Annotated in this window: 12 protein-coding genes; 4 read left to right on the forward strand and 8 right to left on the reverse strand. The window is 44.0% G+C overall.

The window, feature by feature from the left end:
* Window positions 1-56: 56 nt before the first annotated feature.
* From kdsB to msbA, 4 genes are read right to left on the reverse strand one after another with little or no spacing between them, the layout of a single operon-like run.
* A complete protein-coding gene (gene kdsB, locus J4N40_RS11580; protein WP_017634738.1) occupies window positions 57-812 on the reverse strand; it encodes a 3-deoxy-manno-octulosonate cytidylyltransferase in 756 nt (251 codons plus the stop codon).
* The gene (locus J4N40_RS11585; RefSeq protein WP_009707122.1) at window positions 812-991 is read right to left on the reverse strand and encodes a Trm112 family protein; all 180 of its coding nucleotides are present in this window, start codon (window positions 989-991) and stop codon (window positions 812-814) included. Before J4N40_RS11585 ends, kdsB begins: the two co-directional genes overlap by 1 nt.
* Window positions 972-1,979 carry a tetraacyldisaccharide 4'-kinase gene (lpxK, locus tag J4N40_RS11590; RefSeq protein WP_017634739.1) on the reverse strand — a complete coding sequence of 336 codons (1,008 nt, stop codon included), beginning with the start codon at window positions 1,977-1,979 and terminating at the stop codon, window positions 972-974. Before lpxK ends, J4N40_RS11585 begins: the two co-directional genes overlap by 20 nt.
* A gap of 5 nt (window positions 1,980-1,984) precedes the next feature.
* Complete coding sequence (gene msbA, locus J4N40_RS11595) at window positions 1,985-3,733, reverse strand: lipid A ABC transporter ATP-binding protein/permease MsbA (protein WP_033905044.1); 1,749 nt, start codon at window positions 3,731-3,733, stop codon at window positions 1,985-1,987.
* 345 nt (window positions 3,734-4,078) lie between these two features.
* On the opposite strand from msbA, the gene J4N40_RS11600 reads away from it, so the two are divergent.
* Window positions 4,079-5,068, forward strand: a complete 990-nt coding sequence (locus J4N40_RS11600) for a glycosyltransferase family 8 protein (protein ID WP_033905043.1) — start codon at window positions 4,079-4,081, stop codon at window positions 5,066-5,068.
* Window positions 5,069-5,071: 3 nt separating this feature from the next.
* Here the strand turns inward: J4N40_RS11600 and J4N40_RS11605 are convergent, their stop codons facing one another.
* Window positions 5,072-7,357 carry a DNA internalization-related competence protein ComEC/Rec2 gene (locus tag J4N40_RS11605; RefSeq protein ID WP_171345293.1) on the reverse strand — a complete coding sequence of 762 codons (2,286 nt, stop codon included), beginning with the start codon at window positions 7,355-7,357 and terminating at the stop codon, window positions 5,072-5,074.
* A gap of 8 nt (window positions 7,358-7,365) precedes the next feature.
* Here J4N40_RS11605 and J4N40_RS11610 point away from each other — a divergent pair, with 8 nt between their 5' ends.
* Complete coding sequence (locus tag J4N40_RS11610) at window positions 7,366-7,875, forward strand: DUF2062 domain-containing protein (RefSeq protein ID WP_005387834.1); 510 nt, start codon at window positions 7,366-7,368, stop codon at window positions 7,873-7,875.
* Between the two features lie 148 nt (window positions 7,876-8,023).
* Here J4N40_RS11610 and lolE read toward each other — a convergent pair whose 3' ends face one another.
* The 3 genes from lolE to lolC are packed head-to-tail and all read right to left on the reverse strand — an operon-like array spanning window position 8,024 to window position 11,179.
* Window positions 8,024-9,268: a lipoprotein-releasing ABC transporter permease subunit LolE gene (lolE, locus tag J4N40_RS11615; protein ID WP_033905042.1), complete on the reverse strand. Its 1,245-nt coding sequence runs from the start codon at window positions 9,266-9,268 to the stop codon at window positions 8,024-8,026.
* A 2-nt stretch (window positions 9,269-9,270) separates the two neighbouring features.
* Window positions 9,271-9,978, reverse strand: coding sequence for a lipoprotein-releasing ABC transporter ATP-binding protein LolD (gene lolD / locus J4N40_RS11620; RefSeq protein ID WP_005378457.1), 708 nt, complete (start codon window positions 9,976-9,978; stop codon window positions 9,271-9,273).
* Window positions 9,971-11,179 (reverse strand): lipoprotein-releasing ABC transporter permease subunit LolC, encoded by a 1,209-nt coding sequence (lolC, locus tag J4N40_RS11625; RefSeq protein ID WP_017820015.1) that lies wholly within the window; start codon window positions 11,177-11,179, stop codon window positions 9,971-9,973. The genes lolD and lolC overlap by 8 nt, the downstream gene beginning before the upstream one ends.
* A gap of 249 nt (window positions 11,180-11,428) precedes the next feature.
* On the opposite strand from lolC, the gene J4N40_RS11630 reads away from it, so the two are divergent.
* Both J4N40_RS11630 and mfd read left to right on the forward strand, forming a co-directional pair.
* Window positions 11,429-11,998, forward strand: coding sequence for a hypothetical protein (locus J4N40_RS11630; protein ID WP_017634743.1), 570 nt, complete (start codon window positions 11,429-11,431; stop codon window positions 11,996-11,998).
* A 5-nt stretch (window positions 11,999-12,003) separates the two neighbouring features.
* On the forward strand, window positions 12,004-15,465 hold the full coding sequence (gene mfd, locus J4N40_RS11635; protein WP_115385841.1) for a transcription-repair coupling factor: 3,462 nt from the start codon (window positions 12,004-12,006) through the stop codon (window positions 15,463-15,465).
* The last annotated feature ends 3 nt before the right edge of the window (window positions 15,466-15,468 follow it).

Below are 15,468 nucleotides of genomic sequence, written 5' to 3' on the forward strand. Positions count from 1 at the left end.
AAAAAAGGCTCCTAATTCAGGAGCCTTGTTTATTCTTAAATCTATATGAGCATTTGTTACGCTTGCTTTGCAACAATCGCGCGCACGGCTTCTAGGTCTTCGGGCGTATCAACCCCTGCCGCTGGTGCTTCTTTCGCTACCGCCACATGAATTTTTTCACCGTACCAAAGCACTCGCAGTTGCTCAAGACACTCAATCTGCTCTAATGCACTTGGTGCCCAGTTGACATACGTATTAATGAAACCAGCTCGATAAGCATAAATACCAATATGACGCATTAATGGGTTGGCAATGGTTTTGTCTTGTTTAGCAAAGTTATCGCGATCCCAAGGGATGGTTGCTCGACTAAAGTACAACGCATAGCCTTGCTCATCTGCGACAACTTTAACAGCGTTCGGGTTGAACACTTCCTCTTCCGAGTCTATTTCTACAGCTAACGTCGCCATCGGGGCTTCACACCCTGATAAGTTATCAGCAACCTGACGAATGATGGACGGCGGAATCAAAGGCTCATCCCCTTGCACATTAACAATAATGTGGTCTGACGGAATAGCCATCTTTTCAACAACTTCTGCAAGACGCTCCGTACCTGATTCGTGCTGGGGAGAGGTCATACAAACTTTACCACCAAATGACGAAACCGCTTTCGCAACACGCTCGTCATCAGTTGCAACGATGACATCTTCCGCACCCGCTTGTAGCGCTTGTTCATAAACCCACTGAACCATAGGCTTACCACCAATATCCGCTAGCGGTTTACCAGGCAAACGGCTCGATGCGTAGCGCGAAGGGATGACAACCGTAAAAGACATTAGCGTCCCTCATCCATGCTCATAGCGCGAGCTTCAGGCTCTAGCAGAACTGGAATACCCTCTTTGATCGGGTAAGCAAGGCGATCCAATTTGCAGATCAACTCTTGATTATCTTTATCGTACGTCAGCTTACCTTTGCAAACAGGGCAAGCTACAATCTCAAGTAGACGGTGATCCATAAGCCGCTTTAACCTCTTTTATTCTATTTAAAATTTGCTCTGCATCGTTTGACTCAAACTGGGCAGATACAGGCAGATACCACCAATTATCTTGCGCATAATGGCTGCACTTGACGGCATCTTTCTCGGTCATAATCACATTGGTCCCTTGTTGAGCCAATGCTTCTAATTCTTGTTGATCAAAGTCTTGATGGTCAGCAAAACCTTTTGTGACTTTAACATTTGCGTTCATCGAGTTTAGTGTATGAAAAAAACGCGGAGGATGCCCAATGCCCGCAAATGCGACGAGATCTTTCAACTCCGAGACATCCACATGTTGCTTAGTCTTAAGATTAATAGCTTTAGAGGGTGCTAAAGCCATTGCGATTTCGCCCGTATGCGCTTGACCGCCATTGGTGATGATAAAGTCGACTTCTTTAAGTCGCTCAATACCTTCACGTAAAGGACCTAATGGAATTAGGCTTTCATTCCCAAACCGGCGATTCCCATCCACAATCACTAACTCAATATCACGGCCTAACGCATAATGTTGTAATCCATCATCCGTAATTATGATATCCACATCCAAATCTAGCAGTGCTTTCACTGCATTTGAACGCACAGGATCTACCGCAACAGGTGCTCCTGTACGGCGATGAATCAACTTAGGTTCATCGCCACAATGCTTCGCTGGCGTATCTTCTTTTAGCACTAACGGATAGGCAGGAGCCTTTGCCCCATAACCACGAGAAACAACCCCCGGCTTAAAGCCCATTTGCTGTAGTTGCTCAACAAGCCACACAACAACTGGTGTTTTACCATTGCCACCAGCAGTGATATTGCCAACCACAACAACAGGTATAGGCGCATTATAAGCTTGCTTGCGGCCAGTTTGGTATTGCTTTCGCTTTGACTTGCTTATCGCTCCAAATAATAAACTCAGTGGCCACAAAAGCGGCCACAAGAGATATTTTATTGGATGGCTTTCAAACCAGATTTTTTCAATCACCGCGCTTATTCACCAAACTGAATACGGTGCAATTGTGCATACGCACCATTTTTCTCAATAAGCTCAGCGTGGTTGCCACGTTCAATGATGGCACCATCATCAACCACAAGAATTTCATCGGCTTTCTCGATTGTGGATAAGCGGTGCGCTATTACAAGTACCGTTTTGTCTTTTTGCAGCTCATCAAGTGCAGCTTGAATAGCTCGCTCGGATTCAGTATCCAAAGCTGAAGTTGCCTCATCAAGAATTAGCACTGGAGCATCACGCAATAGAGCTCGCGCAATCGCAACACGTTGGCGTTGACCACCAGACAAGCTAGCACCATTTTCACCAATCATCGCATCTAGTCCGCCATCCATCTTACTGATGAACTCCATCGCATGCGCGAGTGTTGCCGCTTTCTCGATATCACTGCGCTCGTATTGGCCATCCGTTGCGTACGCAATATTGTTTGCTATCGTGTCATTAAACAAATGAACATTTTGCGATACTAGTGCAAATTGCTGACGTAAATTCTTTAGCTCGTAATCACGAATATCATGCCCATCTAATGTGATAGATCCACTGCCAACATCATAGAAGCGGTTGAACAAGTTCGCGATGGTACTTTTACCTGAGCCAGAACGGCCAACTAGCGCCACCGTTTTTCCTCTTGGAATATCGAAGCTGACATTTTCCAATGCTGGTTTTTCTGCGCCAGTGTAAGTAAAGCTTACGTTTTTAACCGAAACATCGCCATTTGCGCGTTCAACTGTCAACTTACCTTCGTTTTTCTCAGGCTCGAGGTCAATTAACGCGAAGAGCGTTTGGCTCGCGGCCATACCACGTTGGAACTGAGAAGTAACGTTAGTCAGCGCTTTAAGTGGGCGCATCAGACCAAACATTGCAGAGAACACAACAGTAAATGTACCTGGAGTCAGTTGCTCTTTAATCGAATCAATACTTGCTAAATAAAGAACGGCAACAATTGCAAGTGATGCAATCATTTGGATGATAGGGTTAGCCGCCGCTTGAGCCGTCACCAACTTCATGCTTTGTTGACGCATTTGGTTGCTGACTTTTTCAAATCGTTGACGTTCGATGTCTTGGCCGCCATAGCTCAACACAACTTTATGGCCTTTCAGCATCTGCTCTGCTGATGCAGTTACGTTACCCATCATGGTCTGCATATTTTTGGATATTTTTCTAAAACGTTTAGAAACAACACCAATACCCCATGCCACAACGGGAGCAACAGCAAACAGCACTAGCGACAATTGCCAGCTGTTGTAAAACATCAAGACTAACAGACCAATGATACTTGCGCCTTCACGGACAATGCTCACCAACGCTTGGCTAGTTGCCGCTGACACTTGCTCTGAGTCGTAGGTTATACGCGACAATAAATTGCCCGTCTTTTCCTTATCAAAGTAAGACACCGGCATATGCATAAAGTGATTGAACACCATGCGACGGACTTGCATAACTACGTTGCCAGATACCCAACTCAAACAGTAGGTGGAGACAAATCCACTTATGCCACGAATGAACATCATAGCAAAAATAATCAATGGAAGCGTGCGTAAAAAATCAGACTCAGCGTTCCCAAAACCTTCATCGAGTAGCGGTTTTAGCAAGGAAATCATATAAGTATCTGATATTGCATTAATAACTAATGCTAAAACAGCAACGATTAGGCCAGATTTATAAAGGCGTATAAATTGCCAGAGACGCTTAAACGTCTGCCAAGTCGTTTCATCAGTATTTGTTGACATAGAAGTGCTTTGTTTTCTTACATTAAGGCATTCATTCTACTCTGTTAGCGCTCATATGCCTATCCCTAGAACGTACACTAAGTTTGCTAACGTATAAGACTGCCACTTTTACCCAGTAGATCTCCAATGTGTCATTGGCTAACCTACTCTGACTCAACTGATATTCAATCTTAAATATGAAAATTGGGGGATCAAGCCTCATCGTGAAGCAAACTTGACCATCGTACCTGTTCATCTACTGATAAACATTAATAAATGTGTTATGTCCACTTAGAGAAAGTCTTTTAGTCTTTTATATTTCGCTCTATACTCTTGATATGTTCATTCTTATTTACAATAAAAAATATGCAAGTCATTCCCATTGTTCATTGCTTTGATAACAACTATGTTATTCCAGCTGCAGTAGCATTCTATTCTTTGCTTGAGAAATCAGATAAAAACTACAAATACCAGATATATGTCTTACATGAAGATATTACGCTGCTAAATCAAGAAAAATTAAAAAAAACCATACAAAAATTCAAAAACTCAGAACTTATTTTCATTAATTTCAATGAAAATGTCGACTTTGAAAATGATTGGAAAAACATAAAGACAAAAGGTCATTACTCTAAAGCTATGTTTTACAAACTTAGTATTTCAAGTTTAATTAAAGAACATAAAAAAATGATCGTATCTGATGTCGATGTTATTTACTTAAATGACATTTCAAAAGATTTTATAGAATATAATAACAACGATGATAATAATTATATATCAGGGGTATTCTCCGTAGATAAGATCCTAAGCTATAATGATGTTTATAAAAAGAGTTTTTCTAATGAAGAGATTAGCCAACTGAAAATAGGTGCTGGATACTTTTTTATGAATGCCGATCTCATTAGAAAAGATAATTTAGAGAAAAGGTTTAAAGACTACCTCGAAAAAAACTCTCACAGATTAATACAGCCAGAACAAGACGTTCTAAACTTCTGTTGTCACCCTAGAGTTGGAAAATTACCCTTAAGAAACATGGTTTGTAACTATGTGTATAGTATGTATGACAGAAAAGAGTTTGTGGATGAGGTTAACTATACTAAAGAAGAATTATTGGATGCATATGATAATCCGATTCAACTCCATTACGCATCAAGAGTAAAACCATGGAACAAATTAGATTCTATAAAAGCTAACTTGTGGTTAGAATGTATACTTAAGACCGAGTTTTTCGAAGACTACTTTTCTAGCTTAGAGCAACTAGCCAGACCAAATGGTGAAAAGAAACTATTTAGTTTTACACTACCATTAAAAAAGAATAAAAAATTCAGGTTGGATATATTAAAAATAAAAAGCTAAAACTTACAGACCTAATTCGACATTAGGTCTTTTTATATTAGTTCCGCTACGCAGCATCTGCCTATACCAAGGCTCAAATGTATCGCTACGTTTGGTTTCTGAGCGCCAATTATCACGGTGAATAAAGAAGCTTACCTGACCACCCTCACCAGTATCAAGCCAAGTAACGCCAAGCTTTCGGTATGAAGCAACGACATTTTCCGCTGGCATTCCCCATCGATTGTTTTTTGCTAAAGAAGCAACTGCCACACTCGGGCTCACCGCCTCAATAAATCGAGGATTCGATGAACTTTTACTCCCGTGGTGAGGGACTAGCATCACATCGCTTTGTAACTTTCCGGGTTCTCTAAGCAAAATCCACTCGCTAATGGCCTCAATATCACCAGTAAAAAGCATACTAAAGTTAGAAATAGGGTCAGTAAGTCGTAATACACAGGAGTGCGGATTATACGCACGTTGAACAAGTGCAGGAGGCCAGAGCACTTCCATGTTTAATCCTTGCCATTTCCATTGGTCGCCTCTAGTGCAAGGCTCATATTCGATAAAGAATTGACTACTAAGTTTACGCTGTGGAGAAAAGGCATCTTCAATGAAAAAGCGGCCGCCTGCGTGATCATTATCGGAATGGCTTAGAATCAGTGTATCTATGCTTTCATAACCTCGTTGATGCAAAACCGGAGTGACGACCTGCTCTGCGATACTGCCGCTTTGCCATGCTTTACCAGTGTCATACAGCAACACCTTGTCGTCTTTTTCTACAACCACTGCAAGGCCATGACCTACATCTAATACATCGATACGCCAATGCGGTTCATACTCCGCTGCAAACTTGATACTAATAACGATGCCGAGTAACAAATACCACGCGTAATGAGACATGAACCGTTGAAATATTAAGCAAACCACTATCACCATAACCAGCATTGTCATTTCCATGCTAATGGGTTGCCAAGAACCTACTGCGTACTGTATTGACGTGCTCAATGGCTGTAATGACCAGTCCACCAAATGCCACAGAGGCTTCGCTATCATTTCAAGAAACAAAGATGAGAACAGGGCTAGAAACATCAAAGGTACAACGATAAATCCGAACCAAGGAATAAATACCAAGTTGTAGGCTATTGAGGACAAACTAAAACCGGAGAAGAAATGGCCACTAACAGGTACGATTAAAGCGCTCAACATCAATTGAGTAAGCAATAACGCTTTTAATCGCGCTTTCCAACCTCCCCTTTGATGTCGAATCAAATTAATTGCGAACAATACCGCACAAACGGAGAGGTACGATAACCAAAAGCTCATACTGTAGGATGCAAAAGGTTGGACAAGCAGTTGTAGAGATACTGCAAGCAAAAGAACTCGCCAAGAAGTCCAGTGCACCAGAGTATACTTCAGGAGAACGTAAACAACGCATACCGACACTGCTCGCGTAGTAGGCAGAGAGAAATCCGCTAACCAAGCGTAGGCAACAGCGAAGATCAGCCCATATAAGCTAGGTAACAACTGGTATTGGGGTAATAGATAACGAACGGTACCGCCCACGACTAGCCCAAAAGTAAACGCCATACCAATATGTAAACCAGAAATGGAGACCAAATGCAGTAAACCACTGTCCCTGAGCGCTTGCCAATCTTCCTTAGACAACCAAGAACGGTCAGCAAAAACTAACGCACTTATTAACGAGAAATGATGAAGGGAAGACACATCATCAGCGACATCGGCAATAATGGATTGACGCAGAGATACATTAGAACGAACAATCCACTTAGCATCTTTGTTAACAACCGCTCGGGCGATAATATTTTTACCCATCGCGTGCTTTTCAGCATCAAAGCCAGCTTCGTTGCGTAGACCTGTAATCGGCTTTAACGAGATGGATGTCGTAAACTCACTGTTAACATCGAGTGGAAAAGGCGTAATAAGACGGATTTTAGGTTTAAGAAAAGGTAACAGAGTTTGAGAATTTACCGCTTCTATAGCGACAATACCTTCATAACCGTGACTTATTTGCGTAAAAGGGCTGTCAACTTTACCAATTATGGTAATATTCTCCCCTGCTTGAAAAAGGGCTTGTCTCTGAGACTCCAATACATTGCCGTGGACGATGACAACCATAAAGCCCGCAATTGCGCCTATGCTAATTAAGCCACGACGTAATTTGATTATTGAGCCAGTGGTTATTATTCCCAGCAGCAACCAACGCCAATCTGGTATTGTCGGCCACCAAGCTGACGAGATTACGCTCGCTACAAATAACGCCAAGGTCCAACTTTTTTCTGAGAGAGTCATGCTGTCCTATGCCTAGAAAGCTGATAAAACGCTTCATGCCAGATCATGAATTGATCAAACGCCAAAAAGCATTGAAGGTCTTCGGCAATGTGTTGTACAACCCAAACTTGTGGTGCTTAAACCGCCGCTCGGCATCAGGGGCTTTTGCTGTCGGGTTATTTATGGCTTTTGTTCCGCTGCCGAGCCAAATGATCATGGCCGCTGGTTTGGCCATTATGTTGGGTGTCAATCTGCCCCTCTCCGTCGCTTTGGTATGGATCAGCAATCCTATCACTATGCCTGTGCTATTTTACTTTGCGTACAAGCTAGGTGCTCTAGTGATGCGTCTTCCCCCGCAACCTTTTCACTTTGAACTATCGTGGGAATTCATCATGCAGCAAATGAGCACCATTGGACCTCCATTTCTATTGGGCTGCGCAATTTGTGGGGTTGTATCCGCGATTATTGGCTACTTCGGAATTCGAGGGCTTTGGCGCTACTCAGTGGTACGGAGCTGGCAAAAACGCAAAATAAGATAAGACCTTACTGCGTAAAAATCAGCATTTGAGCTATCAGTTGAGGGGCATCTAACAGTTAGAATGAAACGCGATGTTACTCAAGTCGGATAAATACAAAAAAGGACCGAATTCGGTCCTTTTTGTTTTTCGCATACTGTAAAACAATCAGCTATTTAGAACTCAGTACAGCCGCCGGATTCAACCTTGCGGCACGCGAAGCAGGATACCACGTCGCAAGTAAACTAAGCACTATAGCCGTCACTGACACCAATGCCACATCTGGCCAGTGTAGTTGTGATGGTAAGAAGTCGACGAAGTAAATATCACCCGATAAAAACTGATGACCAATTAAGCTCTCTAACCCTTTAATTAACGGAGTCAGGTTTAACGCCACTAAGACACCGATAACACTGCCGACGAGACTGCCAAATACACCAGAGAATACACCTTGCCAAACAAAGATCCGTTTGATTAGGCTATCTTTTGCTCCCATTGTTCGCAAAATTGCAATTTCCGCCGCTCGGTCTTTCACTGCCATCATCAACGTAGACACAATATTAAAACATGCCACGCCAATCACCAGTACCATCACCAAGTACATAATGGTGCGCACGAGCTGAATATCGCGATACAAAAAACCAAACTTTTGCTGCCAGCTTTTCAAATACACGTAAACATCAACCATGCTACCAACCTCGCGAACAATAGAAGGCGCATTGAGAACATCGTCAGTTTTTAGTGAAATGCCTGTGACCCCTTCCCCTAACCTCGCGTATTGCTGCGCATCAGCTAATGGTACTAACGCTAGAGAGTGGTCGATTTGGCCATTCAACGTTAAGAACCCTGACACCTTCACGCGCACACGCTTAGGAGCCTGCACTTTATTTGCGCCGCCTGTTTGCGGAATCATTAACGTAACATAATCCCCCACGGCGACATTTAGCTCGTTTGCTACACCTCGGCCTAAGATCACTTGCTGCTGACCGGCATAAAAGTTTTGCCAAGCTGCTTGGTCAATAAAATTCGATAAGCTCGACACCGCTTGCTCGAAAGTAGGCTCTACACCACGAACTTCTATCGCTTTTAGCTTACTGCCTTTTTCTGCCAAGCCCGTAAAACGAACGTACGGTGCTGCCGCAACAACATGTTCATGTTTTAGAGCTTGATTCATCGTTTTGGTGTAGTCCTGAAGTGGTCCATTAACACCTTCTAACTCGCCGTGTGGAATCACAGACAACACACGCGATTGCAGCTCGCGCTCAAAGCCATTCATTGCAGACAAACCGATAATGATCACAGCAACGCCAACCGCAATACCAATGGTCGAAGAAAGCGATATGAAAGACACCATCTTGTTGCGCTTTTTCGCTCGACTGAAGCGACCACCAATCATCAAAGCTAAAGAGGTAAACAAAACTAGCCCTCCGCAGATGCTGTATCAGTCACAAAACGATCTACGAGCAAACCATCTTGCATGTGCATTTGACGATCCATTTTTGCTGCCAGCTCTTTGTCATGCGTGACAACCAAAAATGCAATGTTTGACTCTTTATTGAGCTCGCGCATCAAATCATAGATAGACAGTGCCGTATTGTGATCTAAGTTCCCCGTAGGTTCATCAGCCAAGACCAGATCAGGTTTATTCACCAATGCACGCGCAATCGCAACACGCTGACGCTCACCGCCCGATAACTCGGAGGGTCTATGTTGCATCCGATGACTCAAACCAACTTTATCTAACAGCGCTTTAGCCGCCTGTTTTGCATCCGCTACTTTAGCACCGCCAATCATCAGTGGCATCGCCACATTTTCAAGCGCAGTAAAGTCAGCCAACAAGTGATGAAACTGGTATACAAAACCAAGGTGCTTGTTGCGTAATGCCGCCTGTTTGTTCGAGCTCAAAGCTGATAGGTTTTGCCCTAGAAAATCAACTTCACCATGAGTTGCGTCATCTAACGCACCTAAAATATGCAATAAGGTACTTTTTCCCGAACCAGAAGAGCCAACAATAGAAACCAACTCCCCTTTGTCGATATCGAAACTTACGCCTTTCAACACTTCCGTATCTAACGAACCCTCTCGGTAGACTTTACGAATATCACGACATTCTAATAGCTTATTCATAGCGAAGTGCCTCAGCAGGTTTAACAGAAGATGCTCGATAAGAAGGATAAAGCGTAGCAGCAAGGCTAAGAGCAATCGCCAACACCACCACTAAAAGAATTTGGAGTGAATCAATCAAGATGGGTAGATGACCACCAAAGCTGAATAGCGCCACACCAGCAGATTCAAGAATCGCATTTAGATTAAGTGACAAGATCACGCCCGCAGCGCCACCAACAATCGCGCCAATTACACCACTGCTTGCACCTTGCACCATGAAAATGGTCATCACTTGAGATTGAGTCATGCCTTGAGTTTTCAATATTGCGACTTCTGATTGCTTCTCCATTACCACCATGATTAAAGCGGAGATAATATTGAATGCAGCGACACCCACAATTAGACCTAGCATAAGTCCCATCATGTTCTTTTCCATTTTCACCGCTTGGAAAAGCTCACCACGCTGTTCGCGCCAATCACTCCATTCCCATCCATCAGGCATGGGTTGGTCAGCAAAATCCGTCACCATAAATGGGTCAGAGAAAAAGACACGCCAACCAGAAACCGTGTCTTTAGGGAAACGCATCAGCTTAGATGCATCCGTCATGTTCACAATCATTAATTGACCATCAACGTCCGATCCCGTATTGAAAATGCCTGAGACAGTAAAGTTTCGCTGGCTAGGAATACGACCAAGTGGGGTAAACTGCGTCGCGTTGGTCACCATCAAGCGTACTTTATCCCCGATTGAGACCTTTAGTGAACGCGCCAAACTGTGACCCAAAAATACATTGTAGTCACCTGCATGAAGTGACGATAATCGTCCGGCAATCAAATGGTTGCTAATCGGATCGCCTTTCTTAGGTTCAATACCGATGAGGTAACCAGCCGTCAGCTGTGCAGAACTCTGAATAACAGCCTCTCCTCTAACGATAGGCTCCGGCTGAGATTCACTCGACATCGCTTGAACAAATGGAGGGGCAGACTCGGTCATAGGCGTTTTTCCATCGTGTTGCGAAACCACGGCATGAGGTAGCACACCTAAAATGCGTTCTTTTAACTGCGATTCAAACCCGTTCATCACAGAAAGAACCGTCACCAACGCCATTACACCGATCGTAATACCCGCCGTCGACATATAAGAAACAAATCGGCTGAACCTATCTCCAGAGCGTCCCCGAAGATACCTTAAGCCAATAAACAATGAGATAGGATGATACATATAAGACAAACCAACTGGTTGTTTTGATATAAAGCTTTAGCGGATTATCTTACCTTACTCTTCTCATTAAGAAGACAAGAGAATCGCTAAATTTGTCAACGACATGCAATAAGTCTGTATTTAGGGCAAAAAGTTCAAGGACAAATCGGCTAAACTTGATAACTTCATTCAGTTAGCGATAATCAGTGCCCTATTTCTCTTTGTTTGTTGAGTGAACAGGGAGCGCTCACTGGCAAAAGGATCGACTATATGACAGAGCAAGAATACTTTACCGTCCATCATAACCTCACCATCAACGTCGAAACGTTGAGTGCGGACTTTGCTTTGCCAGATGAAGAAACATTTGCCTCCGAAATTCCAGCACCATTTATTGTCGCCAGTGAATTTAGTCACTTAGATATGTTGGCAGACAACGCGCGTCTAGAGCTGAAAAACAAAGAGTTAAAGCATGTGATCAACTTGCTTGATACGCAAAACGCGAAACTTAACCTCTTGTTGAGCTTTATGCTTTCACAACAAGATGACGCCTCCATTCGCTATCAAACGACGCAGTTTGGTGCTAGTCAACTCAGTTTCCGCTCAGATACAGCGTTAACTACTCAACAACTCGTTCGTGTTAAACTGTTCCTCGATCACCCTGCTGCGGCGATTTACTGTTACGCTCAAGTAGAAGAATGTGATGCTTCAGAGCAAGATTTCATTATCACGCTTAGATACAAGATGCTCCGAGAATCTGATCAAGATTTACTGATAAAGGCGGCACTGTATCAACAACAAAAACTTTTACGTCAGCGCTCGATGGAGCGAGATAAAAAATAATTCCTATGACAAAAGCAACGATTCTTTCCGTCACCAACCCTTCAGAGCGTGGCGACAAAAAACAGCTAGGTAATTTGCCGGGCGCAGCTCTACCTCTAGCCATTGCAGAGCTAGCCAAACAGCATTCGAGTCACTCGCTACTCGTTGTGCCTGACCCGCAAATCGCTTTAAAGCTTCAGGCAGAGATTGAGCAATTCACCGACCAAACGGTAAGCCTGTTCCCCGACTGGGAAACGCTGCCTTACGATAACTTTTCTCCGCATCAAGAAATCATCTCTGAACGTATCGCACGCCTATACCAACTGCCAAGTCAACGTGATGGCATAACCATCGTCCCGGTCAGTACAGTATTGCAACGCCAATCGCCACGTGATTTTCTGTTGCAACACACTTTAATGGTGAAAACTGGTGATCGGCTCTCGCTAGAGAAGTTACGTGTACAACTTGAAAATTCAGGCTACCGCCATGTAGATCAAGTATTTGGGCCAGGTGAATATGCAAGTCGTGGGTCTATTCTGGATCTCTTTCCTATGGGCAGCAATGACCCGTACCGCATCGACTTCTTTGATGATGAAATAGATACCATTCGCACGTTTGATCCAGAGAACCAACGCTCTATCGACGATATTCAGCAAATCCAATTGCTGCCAGCACATGAGTTCCCAACCACTAAAGAAGCGATTGAAGATTTCCGTACACGTTGGCGCACCCAGTTCGACGCGCGCCGCGAGCCTGAATCAATCTACATGCAAGTGACCAAAGGCACGTGGCCCGCTGGTATTGAGTATTGGCAGCCGCTGTTTTTTGACCATACCGACACTTTATTTGAATATTTGCCAGAAGACTCTCAAGTCATCACATATGGTGATATCGAATCTGCGGTCGATACTTTCTTAACCGATGTCGAATATCGATACGACCAGAAAAAAGTTGATCCGCTGCGTCCTCTTTTGACTCCTGAACAGCTTTGGTTGAAAAAAGACGAACTTTTCAGTCAACTAAAACAGCTCCCTATCGCTCAATTGAGCCTAGATAAAGTGGTTAAGCGTGCCGGTCGTCAAAACCTACCCGTACAATCGTTAGCCGAGCTTGGCGTTCAGCAACAAAATAAAGAGCCGCTCTCGCGCCTTCGTCAGTTTAGTGAGCAATTCAGCGGAAAAATCGTTTTCTCGGTAGAGTCAGAAGGTCGTCGTGAAGCACTAACGGAGCTGTTGCAAGGCATCAAAGTTCGGCCAGTCGTACATGGCTCACTTTACCAAGCTCTAGACTCGGGAGATCGATTCAGCTTGATCTTAGGCGCAGCAGAGCATGGTTTCATTCACGAAGAGCTGAACTTCGCTCTGATCTGTGAAAGTGATCTACTCGGTGACCGTGTTATCCAGCGACGCCGCAAAGATAAAAAAGCCGTCAACAGTGACACCGTTATTCGCCATCTTGCGGAACTAAAACCCGGTCAACCTGTGGTTCATATTGATCACGGTATTGGCCGCTACATCGGTTTACAAACACTTGAAGCCGGTGGTATGAAAACGGAATACGTCACCCTTGAGTATCAAAACGATGCCAAGCTCTACGTGCCAGTTTCATCACTGAATCTTATCAGCCGTTATTCTGGCGGCGCTGAAGATAGTGCGCCACTGCATAAATTAGGTGGTGAAGCGTGGGCAAAAGCACGTCGTAAAGCGGCAGAAAAAGTGCGTGATGTCGCGGCAGAATTGCTGGATGTATATGCTAAACGAGAATTAAAACCTGGCTTCAAATTTGAGCTAGATCGTGGGCAATACGCAACATTTAAAGCAACATTCCCGTTTGAAGAAACAGATGACCAAGCGATGGCCATCAATGCCGTCTTGTCAGACATGTGCCAGGCAAAAGCGATGGATCGCTTAGTGTGTGGTGACGTGGGCTTTGGTAAAACGGAAGTCGCTATGCGCGCAGCATTTGTCGCAACGGATAACAGTAAACAGGTCGCCGTACTCGTACCAACAACCTTGCTTGCTCAGCAGCATTTCGAAAACTTCCGTGACCGTTTTGCCAACTTACCAATCCGAGTTGAAGTACTGTCTCGTTTTAAATCTGCCAAAGAACAAAAAGTCATTCTGCAAGACGTTGCCGATGGTAAAGTAGACATTGTCGTTGGTACGCATAAGCTGCTTTCGAGCGACATTAAATTCAAAGATTTAGGTTTGTTGATCGTTGATGAGGAACACCGCTTCGGGGTTCGTCAAAAAGAAAAAGTCAAAGCAATGCGTGCGGATGTGGACATTCTTACCCTCACCGCAACACCAATTCCACGCACACTGAATATGGCAATGAGTGGCATGCGAGACCTGTCGATCATCGCGACACCTCCTGCACGCCGTTTAGCCATTAAAACCTTTGTTCGACAAAAAGAAGAGCCAGTGGTCCGTGAAGCGGTACTGCGTGAAATTATGCGTGGTGGTCAGGTTTACTTCCTGCACAATCAGGTTGAAACCATTGAAAAAACGGCAGAAGACTTACAGAAACTCATCCCAGAGGCACGCATTACCGTGGCTCATGGTCAAATGCGCGAGCGCGAACTTGAGCGAATCATGAATGACTTCTACCATCAGCGCTTTAATGTGTTGGTGTGTACAACCATCATCGAAACCGGTATCGACGTACCAACGGCGAATACCATAATCATGGATCGTGCGGACAATCTTGGCTTGGCGCAGTTGCATCAATTGCGTGGCCGTGTTGGACGTTCGCACCATCAAGCCTATGCTTACTTATTAACGCCACATCCAAAAGCCATGACCAAAGATGCCATCAAGCGTCTTGATGCGATTGCTTCACTGGAAGACTTAGGTGCTGGCTTTACATTAGCAACCCACGATTTAGAAATCCGTGGTGCTGGTGAGCTGCTTGGTGATGAGCAAAGTGGGCAGATTCAATCCGTTGGTTTTACACTTTATATGGAAATGCTGGAACAAGCAGTGCAAGCATTAAAAGAAGGCAAGGAGCCATCTTTGGATGAGCTGCTTCGTGAGCAAACTGAAGTGGAAATGCGAATCCCAGCGCTCTTACCAGATGATTACATTCCGGATGTAAACACACGACTGTCGATGTACAAACGCATTGCGAGTGTCACAAGCAGTGATGAACTATCAGAGCTAAAAGTGGAACTGATTGATCGCTTTGGTTTGCTTCCAGACGCAACAAAGAACTTACTTGCCGTCTCAGAATTGAAAATTTCGGCTGGTAGTTTAAAAGCGAAAAAGATAGAAGCCCATGATAAAGGTGGATTTATCGAGTTTTACCCTGATGCTGACATAAATCCAGCGTATTTAGTTAAACTGCTGCAATCACAGCCGCAAAAATTTGCAATGGAAGGTCCAACTAAGTTCAAGTTTAGCGTACCATTGGTGGACCGACGTAAACGCATTCAGTTTGTTCAAGACTTACTGAATGATTTTAAACAGAATTTATTACCAACGAGCTAATAG

Source organism: Vibrio sp. SCSIO 43097 (assembly GCF_023650755.1).
GTDB classification, from domain to species: Bacteria; Pseudomonadota; Gammaproteobacteria; order Enterobacterales; family Vibrionaceae; genus Vibrio; species Vibrio alginolyticus.

Coding starts and splice junctions, on each gene's coding strand:
- J4N40_RS11630 (WP_017634743.1), top strand. CDS start 11,429: ATGACAGAGCAAGAATACTTTACCGTCCATCATAACCTCACCATCAAC.
- kdsB (WP_017634738.1), bottom strand. CDS start 812: ATGTCTTTTACGGTTGTCATCCCTTCGCGCTACGCATCGAGCCGTTTG.
- lolD (WP_005378457.1), bottom strand. CDS start 9,978: ATGAATAAGCTATTAGAATGTCGTGATATTCGTAAAGTCTACCGAGAG.
- msbA (WP_033905044.1), bottom strand. CDS start 3,733: ATGTCAACAAATACTGATGAAACGACTTGGCAGACGTTTAAGCGTCTC.
- J4N40_RS11610 (WP_005387834.1), top strand. CDS start 7,366: ATGCCTAGAAAGCTGATAAAACGCTTCATGCCAGATCATGAATTGATC.
- J4N40_RS11585 (WP_009707122.1), bottom strand. CDS start 991: ATGGATCACCGTCTACTTGAGATTGTAGCTTGCCCTGTTTGCAAAGGT.
- J4N40_RS11605 (WP_171345293.1), bottom strand. CDS start 7,357: ATGACTCTCTCAGAAAAAAGTTGGACCTTGGCGTTATTTGTAGCGAGC.
- mfd (WP_115385841.1), top strand. CDS start 12,004: ATGACAAAAGCAACGATTCTTTCCGTCACCAACCCTTCAGAGCGTGGC.
- J4N40_RS11600 (WP_033905043.1), top strand. CDS start 4,079: ATGCAAGTCATTCCCATTGTTCATTGCTTTGATAACAACTATGTTATT.
- lolC (WP_017820015.1), bottom strand. CDS start 11,179: ATGTATCATCCTATCTCATTGTTTATTGGCTTAAGGTATCTTCGGGGA.